Here is an 8,591-nt window from a genome sequence, read left to right as displayed (position 1 = left end):
GCAACGTGGAGACCAGCAGCCGCGTGGTCGACGCCGTCTGCGGCGCGCTGGCCGAGGCCCTGCCCGGGCGGATCCCGGCGGCGGTCACCGGCAGGGGGCAGTTGACGTTGCCGTCGACCTGCCCGGCGCTGCCGCGGAAGTCCACGCCCACCGCGTCGCCGGCGACCGTCACCGCGACCCGGATGGGCAGGTCGCGGCGGCCCTGGCCGTCGTCGTCGAGGGCGTCGGCGAAGGTGTAGCGCCCGTCGGGGATCTCCGCCAGGGCGCTGCGGACCAGGCGCTCGGCGTAGCCGTTGAGCGCCGCCACGGCCTCCGCGTAGGCCTCGGCGCCGAGCCGCCCCGCCAGCTCCGCGAGCCGGGCGGCGCCGGCGCGCACGGCGCTCACCTGGGCGGCGAGGTCTGCCGCCGCCCGGCGGGGGTTGCGGGTCGCCGCGGTGATCCGCTCCTGCTCCGCCGCCTCGTGGGCGCCGGCGGCGTAGAGCCGCGCCGGCGGGATGACCACCCCCTCGTCGTGCAGCGAGCGCGACAGCGGCATGGAGCCGGGGCTCGCGGCGCCGATATCGGCGTGGTGGGCGCGGTTGGCGGCGAAGCCGATCAGCCGCTCGCCGCTGAACACGGGGGCGACGAGGGTGACGTCGGGCAGGTGCGTCCCGCCGAGGAAGGGGTCGTTGAAGACCACCACGTCGCCGGGCTGCCACTGGAAGCCGCTGACCACCCCCTCCATGGCGTACGCCATGCTGCCGAGGTGGACCGGGATGTGCGCCGCCTGGGCGACGAGGCCGCCGGCGGCGTCGAAGACGGCGCAGGAGAAGTCGAGCCGGTCGCGGATATTCGGCGAGAAGGCGGTACGGCGCAGCACCGCCCCCATCTCGTCGCAGACGGCGGCTACACGGCTGGCGAAGACGGCGAGCTGAACCGAGTCCATACCGTTGACCTCAAGTCTGGAGTCTACTTGCACGAGTGCCGCGACGCCGGTTAGTTTATGCTCTTTTCTCTTTCGCCGTAACCGCCGGTACCCGTCGATTCTCACCATGGAAGCGCTGATCCCGACCTACAAGCGGCTGCCCGTTGCCTTTACGCGTGGCCAGGGGTCCTGGCTCTACGACGAGGAGGGCCGCGCCTACCTCGACGGCGTCGCCGGGATCGCCGTCTGCGTGCTCGGCCACAGCCACCCGGCGGTCAGCGAGGCCGTCGCCGAGCAGGCGAGGACGCTGACGCACACCTCGAACCTCTACCGCGTCCCCCTGCAGGAGCGCCTGGCCGAGCGGCTCTGCGCCGCCGCGGGGCTCGATGCGGCCTTCTTCTGCAACTCGGGCGCCGAGGCCAACGAGGCGGCGATCAAGCTCGCCCGGCGCTGGGGGCACGAGCGGGGGCTCACCTCGCCGCGGATCCTCGTCGCCGAGGGCGGCTTCCACGGCCGGACGCTGGGGGCCCTGGCGGCCACCGGCAACCCTCGGGCCCACGAGGGCTTCGAGCCCCTGCCCGAGGGGTTCCAGCGCGGCCCCTACGGCGACGCCGAGGCCCTCGCCGCCCTCGGCGACGAGCAGACCTGCGCCGTGCTCGTCGAGCCCGTCCAGGGCGAGGGCGGGGTCCGCCTGCCGCCGGCGGGCTACCTGCGCCGGCTGCGCGAGCTCTGCGACGAGCGCGGCTGGCTGCTCATGCTCGACGAGGTGCAGACCGGGATCGGGCGCACCGGCGCCCTGTTCGCCTACCAGCACGCCGGCATCCGGCCCGACGTGCTGACCCTGGCCAAGGGGCTGGGCAACGGCATCCCCATCGGCGCGTGCCTGGCCACGGAGGCGGCCGCCCAGCCCCTGGGGCCGGGGAGCCACGGCACCACCTTCGGCGGCAATCCGCTGGCCGCCCGCGCCGCCCTCGCCGTGCTCGATACCGTCGAGGGCGGCGAGCTGCCCGCCGCCGCGGCGGCCACCGGCGAGGCCCTGCGCCGGCGCCTGGCCGAGCAGCTCGAGGGGGTCGCCGGCGTCGTCGAGATCCGCGGCCAGGGGCTGATGATCGGCGTCGAGCTGGCGACCGACGCCTCGGCCCTGCCCCGGAAGGCCCTCGAGGCGGGCCTGCTGATCAACGCCACCGCCGGCTCCGTGGTCCGCCTCCTGCCGGCGCTCACCCTCAGCGGCGAGGAGGCCCGCCAGCTCGCCGACGGCGTCGCCGAGCTCATCCGCGACCACCTCGCCGAGGCGGCGGCGTAACCCACCGAACCAAGGAGGGCGTCAGCGATGCGCCACTTCCTCACGCTCCGCGAGTGGCCCCTCGAGGCGCTCCACCCGCTCCTGCGCCGCGCCGGCGAGCTCAAGGCCGCACACCGCGCCGGTGAGCGCCACCAGCCGCTCCAGGGCCGGGTGCTCGGGATGCTCTTCGAGAAGTCCTCGACCCGCACGCGGGTCGCCTTCGAGGCGGGCATGGCCCAGCTCGGCGGCGAGGCGATCTTCCTGTCGGCGCAGGATACACAGCTCGGCCGCGGCGAGCCGGTCGAGGACACGGCCCGCGTGCTCTCCCGGATGGTCGACGCGGTGATGATCCGCACCTTCAGCCACGAGGTGCTCGAGCGCTTCGCCGCCTACTCCCGGGTGCCGGTGATCAACGGCCTCTCGGACAGCTTCCACCCGTGCCAGATCCTCGCCGACCTGCAGACCTTCGAGGAGCACCGCGGGCCGATCGCCGGGCGGACGGTGGCCTGGATCGGCGACGGCAACAACATGTGCGCCACCTGGATCGAGGCCGCCGCCGTATTCGGCTTCGAGCTGCGGATCGCGACCCCCGCCGGCTACCGGCCGGAGGCGGAGGTCCTCGCCCTCGGCGGCGAGCGCGTCACCCTCTGCGAGGGCCCGCTGGAGGCCGCCGCCGGGGCGGACCTGGTCACCACCGACGTCTGGGCGAGCATGGGCCAGGAGGCGGAGCAGACGGCCCGCTACGAGGCCTTCCGCGAGTTCTGCGTCACCGAGCAGGTCATGGCCCGGGCCGGCGAAGAGGCCCTGTTCATGCACTGCCTCCCGGCGCACCGCGGCGAGGAGGTCGAGGCGGCCGTGCTCGAGGGGCCGCAGAGCGTGGTCTGGGAGGAGGCGGAGAACCGCCTCCACGCCCAGAAGGCGCTGCTCGAGACGCTCATCCTCGAGCCGTGAGCGCCGCACGGGGGTTTTGATACGCCCCGGTCCGTGGTAGAGTAATGAATCGCTAGACGGGGCCGTAGCTCAGTTGGGAGAGCGCGACATTCGCATTGTCGAGGTCACGGGTTCGAATCCCGTCGGCTCCACCAAATTACCTTCCGATCCCTTCCCTCAAGATCCATAAGTCCCTTGCAGGCCCGCCTTTTGCGGGCCTATCTTTATGCAAGGGGTCTCCCGGATTCCCCGGATAGCGACCTCGGTTTGTGGGTAACTCTGTGGGTAGATGCCCAATCTCCGGAGCTTTTACCCACAAAGGCAGGGAGCCGCGTACCCACGCCGCTACAACCCACTGATGGGAAAGGAGTCCTGTCATGGCGCAAAACAAGCTCACCGCAACCCAGGTCAAGAACGCCCGACACGAAGGCCGCGACTACAAGATGGCCGACGGCGGAGGGCTCACCCTCTTCGTCCGCGAGTCCGGCCGCTACTGGTGGGTCCGGTACCGCTTCGGCGGCAAGGAGCGCACCCTCAGCCTCGGCACCTATCCCGAGGTGTCCCTCGCCGAAGCGCGCCGCCAACGCGACGAGGCCCGCGAGCTCGTGGAGCGCGGCATCGATCCGGTCGCCCATCGACGCGCTGAGCGTGCCGCCACCTCCCAGGCCGTCGCGAACACCTTCGAGGCAATCGCGCGGGAATGGTGGGAGACGATCCACCAGCATGAGGTCGTCTACTCCCATGCCGAGCGCAACCTCAGCCGGCTGAGGCGCTACGCCTTCCCTCCCCTCGGAGAGCGCCCCGTCCAGGCGATCACCGCCCCCGAGCTCCTCGACGCACTCCGGCGTATCGAGAGGCAGGGGCACCTTGAGACCGCGCACCGCGTGAAGACGCTCTGCAGCCAGGTGTTCCGCTACGCGATCCAGACCGGTCGAATGGATCGCGACCCCACGCAGGACCTGCGCGGCGCGCTCCGGAGCCCCCGGAAGAAGCACCACCCGGCCCTCGTGGATCCCAAGGAGATAGGCCCGCTCCTGCGCGCCATCGACAGCTACAGCGGGGAGCCGCAGACGCGCGCGGCGCTCCAGCTCTCCGCGCTGCTGTTCATGCGCCCGGGCGAGCTGCGCAAGGCCGAGTGGTGGCGGATCGATCTCGAGCAACAGACGTGGGACCACCAGCCGAGCAAGGGGGGCGATCCGCTGCTGATCCCACTACCGCGGCAGGCGACCGAGCTCCTGCGCGAGCTGTACCGGGTGACTGGCTACAGCCAGTACGTCTTCCCCAGCAGCCGCTCTTCCGGTCGCCCCATCAGCAACAACACCGTCACCGCCGCGCTCCGGCGCCTCGACTACGGCGACTACATGGTCGCCCATGGGTTCCGGGCCATGGCCCGTACGCTGATCGAGGAGCGTCTGGGCTGGCCGACGCAGATCATCGAGATGCAGCTCGGCCACCGGGTGCGCGACGTCCACGGCCGCGCCTACAACCGGACGCAGTGGCTCGACCAGCGGCGCCAGATGCTCCAGGAGTGGGCCGACTACCTGGACACCCTGCGAACCACCACCCCGGACCGGGAACCGGCTGGGCAGCAGCCACTCCAGCCCGCCCCCACGAATAAGTAATCAGGACCACACGCAGCGCGCCTCGGCCCACGCTAGGGGCCGGGGCGGCTTGGAGGCGCTCAGCATTCACGCCCGCTCGCTGCCCGGCTCGCCAGCCACGCCTCGATATCGCTCTGCCGCCACCCTACGGCCCGGCTAGTGAGGCGTATCGGCCGCGGGAACTCCCCGCGCTGCATCGCCTTGTAGATCGCCGAGCGGCCGAGCCCGACCCGGCTCTCCACCTCCGGGCGGCGCAGGATGCGATCTCCCCGGCTGGTCTCCGTCATGGCCTCGCCTCTCCCTTTGCCGTCGGCCGGGGGCCTTCACGAGCCCCCGCCCCTCTCCTGTAGCTGTGCCACTTCCGCATGGAGCCGGTCCCGCTCGGCGGCGAGCTCCCGGATCCGGCCGGCCACCGAGTGCAGGTACAACCGCCCCCGCCACGGGACGCCGGCCTCGGTCAGCGCCGCCCACGCCTCGGCCAGGTCGGCCAGTGGCCGCGCGGTATCCTCCCAGACCCACTGCTCCGGCCAGCCGCGGTGGTAGCAGACGTCGAGCTGCTGCTCGGCGCTGAGGTGGTGCCACGCCTCCACGGGGTCGGAGCACTGCGCCGGCAGGTACTCGTAGCGCGGCGCCGACAGCGCCACGTAGCAGCGCTCCTGGAGCGGCAGCTGCTCGAGCCTGCGGACGGGATCCGCCCCGGCGCGGCGCAGCTGCCGGACGATGCTATTGAGCCGCTCGCTCATCCTTCCCTCCATGGCGATCTTGGCCTCTTCCATGATGCCTGGCCTTAGCCCCGGGCCCACTCCTCCGGCCAGCCCCGCGCCTGGCAGACGGCCGCCCGCCACGACACATCCAGGCGGTGCCACGCCTCGACCGGATCCGCGTAGGCCGCGGGCAGCAGGTCGTAGCGACCGGCGGCGAGCGCCACGTAGCAGCGCTCGCCGACGCTCAGCCCCGCCGCCGCGCCGGCCTCGCCGCCGGCGCGGAGCAGCTCGACCAGCGGGCTCAGCCGCTCACTCATGGCCGCCCCCTCCCGGGCCGCCCCGGTAGAGCTCGGCGAGGCCTTGCAGGCGATCCCGCAGGCACCGCAGCGCCCCCTGCTCGCCGTAGAGCCCGCAGAGGCGCAGCCAGTCGGCGGCCAGCGCCTCGCCGGCGTCCTGCCAGGGCTCGGCCTCGCGCAGCCGGCGCTCGAGCCACGCCAGATCCCGCTCGCGGGCGGCGAGATCCTCCGCCAGCCGCCGCATCCGGTACTGCAGGGCGTCGGCCCGCACGGCGTGGTAGATGCCGACGGCGCCCCGGTCGTGCCGCGACCGGGCCCGCTGCTGCGCAGCGCGCGCCTCGGCCTCGGCGAGCCGCTCGATCTCCTGGATGTTGTCCATGGCTTACCTCCCTTGCCGCTGGCGCGGGCGCAGGTACGCCGCGCCGCCGCGCAGCACCAGATCGCACCCGAGGCGGCGCGCGATGCGCACCGCCTCGGCCACCGTCGTCTGCAGGCTGATCCGGATCATCACGCGGCCTCCTCAGCGCGGGCGCCCGGCCGCGCCTGGTCGCAGAAGTCGCGCACCGGGCAGTACTCCTCGCAGCGCACCGCCCGGCCCGGGCGCGTCTCCACGTAGCCGCCCTCCTGCTCGGCCCGCTGCGCGGCGGCCTCCGGGTCCTCGAGGACACGGATGGCGCTCTTGCGGCCCTTGCGCATCACCGCGTAGGTCGTCGGCCGCTCCCAGCGCTCCTCCGGGGTGCACTCGGGCAGCTCCTGCGCCTGCTCGGCGGCCTGGTGGAGCTGGACGCGCTCGCGGATGTAGTCCTCGAGCACGTTCTCCGCCCAGACCGGCACCTCGAGGACCGCCACCTGATGCTGGGGGTAGCGGCCGCCTTGGGCGGCCTTGCCCCGGCTCCAGTCGCGCAGCAGCGCGACGACCTGCAGGCGCGTGACCGGGTAGCCGTTGTGCAGCGCGAGCCAGCGCAGCACGTTCAGCTGCCTCCCCCACTCTGGCTTGAAGCCGTTCACGACCGCCCACGCGCTGGTGACCTTGTAGTCCTGGAGGAGGCCGGTCTCGGGATAGAGCACGGCGCGGTCGAACTGGCCGCTTACCTGCCAGCCGTCCACCTCGGCGTAGAGCCGCCGCTCGGTCACGGCGCTCGGCTCCGCGCGCTCGAGGATCGTGTGCACCGCCTGGCCGAGCAGCGCCCAGATCCGCTCGGCGGCGTCCTCGGTGAGCTCGTCGGCGTGGCGGCGCCGCAGGACGCGGATGCGGGGGGCGTCGATCAGGCTGGTGGCGGTGATGTCCCCTACCCGCCCGTGCGGGTAGGGATCGTTGGTGACGGCCTCGACGATCGCGGCCGGGAGGTTGGCGTTGTTGGTGATGTGCATGGCTCTACCCTCCTTGGTGTGTCGCTAGCCTTGCTGCTGGGCCTGCTCGGCGGCCTGCTTGCGGGCCCAGTGCTCCAGCCGCCGGCGCAGCTCATCGAAGCGCTGCGCCGGGACCTCGTTGAGGTGCTCGACCCCCCAGGCACGCTGGATCCAGGAGCGGACCCGCTCCCGGTCGAGGCCGAGCTCACGGATGCGCGCCTCGAGCGCCCGGTGCTGCTCCGCGGTGATCGCCTCGCTGCCGCCCTGCTCGGCGGCGGCCGGCTGCTGCTGCCCTGCCGCGCCGGCCATGTCCTCGAGGTCCTGCGTGAAGACCTCCGAGAGGCCGGCCATGCGCAGCGTCGCGTCGATGTGCGCGCTCTTGGCGGCCATCTTGAGCGTCTTATTCAGGTCGCCCTGATCCTGCTTGAGCGACCGGGCGCCGACGCCGTCGGCCACCACGCGGCCGGCGCTGTCGTGGAGCTCGCAGCGCAGGATGACGTGATGGAGCTGCACCCCCTGCAGGGCCGCTTTCTCGTACTCGTGCAGCGTGGGGAGGTGCACCGTGATGCCGAGCATGCCGCAGATCTTCTCGGCCCCCGGCTTCCAGAGCGACGGCTTGGAAGGGCCGCGGCGGGTGGGGATGCTGCCGTAGTCCGTGCCCTCCACCAGCGCCCCGCCGATCCAGCTCAGCAGGGCGCGGCGGTTAGTGCGGCGGCGGTCGAGCCCGGCCTGGAACTGTTCGGCCGGCAGATCCAGCGGACTCCCCGCCGCTGGCGGCGCGGCCGCCGCCTCCGGCTTCTGGCCCTCCTTGGCCGGCCCGGCCTCGCCGAGCTGCCCCTGCACCTCGTCGACGATCTCGCCGATGTGCTCCATGGCTATGCCCTCCTTGCAGGCGCAGCCGCGCTCCTGCGGCCGCCGTGGCTGATGCCCGTCTCCAGGCGCGCTGCCAGCGCCGTGAGTTCCTCGGCCAGCTCCGGCCGCGCGGCCGCCGCCTCGCGCATCCAGGCGGCCGCGGTATCGGCGATGTAGCGCGCCTCCTCTTCTCGGGATGCCCTAAGCTGCTCCCAGCTATCCATCGTCGAGCCCTCCTTGGCTGATGACTTTTAGTCATTTTATGACTATTTTGATGCACGATCAATCATCAGATGACTGAAAGTCATCAGCGTGGCCTGCGGCGGAAGGTCGCGGCCTGGAGCGGAGCGGAGGCAAGGGAGCGCGCGCAGCGCACAAGGGGCTGGGCGTCGCCGCCGGTTGTGCTGGCCACGCCCTGGCGGCGGCCCTGCAGGCGGAGCTGCGAGCGCGACCTTGCCGCCGCGCAGCGACCCCACGCTGAAGCGCGCCCCCGGCGGGCCCACCGGCCCGCCGGGGGACGCCCAGCGGCGAGCGCAGACCAACTGACCGCCGGAGGCGCACGACCGGGAGCCCCTCCGGGGCGGACGGGCGCCGGGCGCGAGCACGCGAAGCGGAGGCCCGCAGGGCCGGAGCCGCTGCGCAGCGACCGGCGCTGGGCGGGCGGGGGAAGGA

Annotated in this window: 12 protein-coding genes and 1 tRNA gene; 4 read left to right on the top strand and 9 right to left on the bottom strand. The window is 72.8% G+C overall.

The features are described from left to right. Positions 1-925: hydantoinase B/oxoprolinase family protein (locus CKO13_RS08865; protein ID WP_200259696.1), on the bottom strand; the 925-nt coding region annotated here is incomplete at its 3' end. Between the two features lie 106 nt (positions 926-1,031). Between CKO13_RS08865 and CKO13_RS08860 the strand changes: the two genes are divergently transcribed. The 4 genes from CKO13_RS08860 to CKO13_RS08845 all read left to right on the top strand — a co-directional run bounded on the left by CKO13_RS08860 (position 1,032) and on the right by CKO13_RS08845 (position 4,738). Next, positions 1,032-2,207, top strand: coding sequence for an aspartate aminotransferase family protein (locus tag CKO13_RS08860; protein ID WP_200259693.1), 1,176 nt, complete (start codon positions 1,032-1,034; stop codon positions 2,205-2,207). Between the two features lie 27 nt (positions 2,208-2,234). After that, on the top strand, positions 2,235-3,137 hold the full coding sequence (gene argF / locus CKO13_RS08855) for an ornithine carbamoyltransferase (protein WP_200259691.1): 903 nt from the start codon (positions 2,235-2,237) through the stop codon (positions 3,135-3,137). Positions 3,138-3,195: 58 nt separating this feature from the next. Further along, positions 3,196-3,271, top strand: a tRNA-Ala gene (locus tag CKO13_RS08850). A 222-nt stretch (positions 3,272-3,493) separates the two neighbouring features. After that, on the top strand, positions 3,494-4,738 hold the full coding sequence (locus tag CKO13_RS08845) for a tyrosine-type recombinase/integrase (protein WP_200259688.1): 1,245 nt from the start codon (positions 3,494-3,496) through the stop codon (positions 4,736-4,738). A 59-nt stretch (positions 4,739-4,797) separates the two neighbouring features. Here CKO13_RS08845 and CKO13_RS08840 read toward each other — a convergent pair whose 3' ends face one another. Genes CKO13_RS08840 through CKO13_RS08810 form a run of 8 tightly spaced genes read right to left on the bottom strand, consistent with a single transcriptional unit; the run spans position 4,798 to position 8,143 of the window. Next, the gene (locus CKO13_RS08840) at positions 4,798-5,004 is read right to left on the bottom strand and encodes a helix-turn-helix transcriptional regulator (protein ID WP_200259684.1); all 207 of its coding nucleotides are present in this window, start codon (positions 5,002-5,004) and stop codon (positions 4,798-4,800) included. Positions 5,005-5,040: 36 nt separating this feature from the next. Then, complete coding sequence (locus CKO13_RS08835) at positions 5,041-5,460, bottom strand: hypothetical protein (protein ID WP_200259681.1); 420 nt, start codon at positions 5,458-5,460, stop codon at positions 5,041-5,043. Positions 5,461-5,504: 44 nt separating this feature from the next. Continuing rightward, positions 5,505-5,738: a hypothetical protein gene (locus CKO13_RS08830; RefSeq protein WP_200259678.1), complete on the bottom strand. Its 234-nt coding sequence runs from the start codon at positions 5,736-5,738 to the stop codon at positions 5,505-5,507. Next, positions 5,731-6,096 (bottom strand): hypothetical protein, encoded by a 366-nt coding sequence (locus CKO13_RS08825; protein WP_200259675.1) that lies wholly within the window; start codon positions 6,094-6,096, stop codon positions 5,731-5,733. Before CKO13_RS08825 ends, CKO13_RS08830 begins: the two co-directional genes overlap by 8 nt. Before the next feature lie 3 nt (positions 6,097-6,099). Continuing rightward, positions 6,100-6,225 (bottom strand): hypothetical protein, encoded by a 126-nt coding sequence (locus CKO13_RS12935; RefSeq protein ID WP_274600672.1) that lies wholly within the window; start codon positions 6,223-6,225, stop codon positions 6,100-6,102. Then, on the bottom strand, positions 6,225-7,088 hold the full coding sequence (locus CKO13_RS08820) for a hypothetical protein (RefSeq protein ID WP_200259672.1): 864 nt from the start codon (positions 7,086-7,088) through the stop codon (positions 6,225-6,227). The genes CKO13_RS12935 and CKO13_RS08820 overlap by 1 nt, the downstream gene beginning before the upstream one ends. A gap of 24 nt (positions 7,089-7,112) precedes the next feature. Further along, the gene (locus tag CKO13_RS08815) at positions 7,113-7,940 is read right to left on the bottom strand and encodes a hypothetical protein (RefSeq protein WP_200259669.1); all 828 of its coding nucleotides are present in this window, start codon (positions 7,938-7,940) and stop codon (positions 7,113-7,115) included. Positions 7,941-7,942: 2 nt separating this feature from the next. After that, on the bottom strand, positions 7,943-8,143 hold the full coding sequence (locus tag CKO13_RS08810) for a hypothetical protein (RefSeq protein WP_200259666.1): 201 nt from the start codon (positions 8,141-8,143) through the stop codon (positions 7,943-7,945). Positions 8,144-8,591 lie beyond the last annotated feature (448 nt).

This window comes from Halorhodospira neutriphila, from assembly GCF_016584055.1.
Lineage (GTDB): Bacteria > Pseudomonadota > Gammaproteobacteria > Nitrococcales > Halorhodospiraceae > Halorhodospira > Halorhodospira neutriphila.
This window is presented reverse-complemented; position numbering and strand designations above follow the sequence as displayed.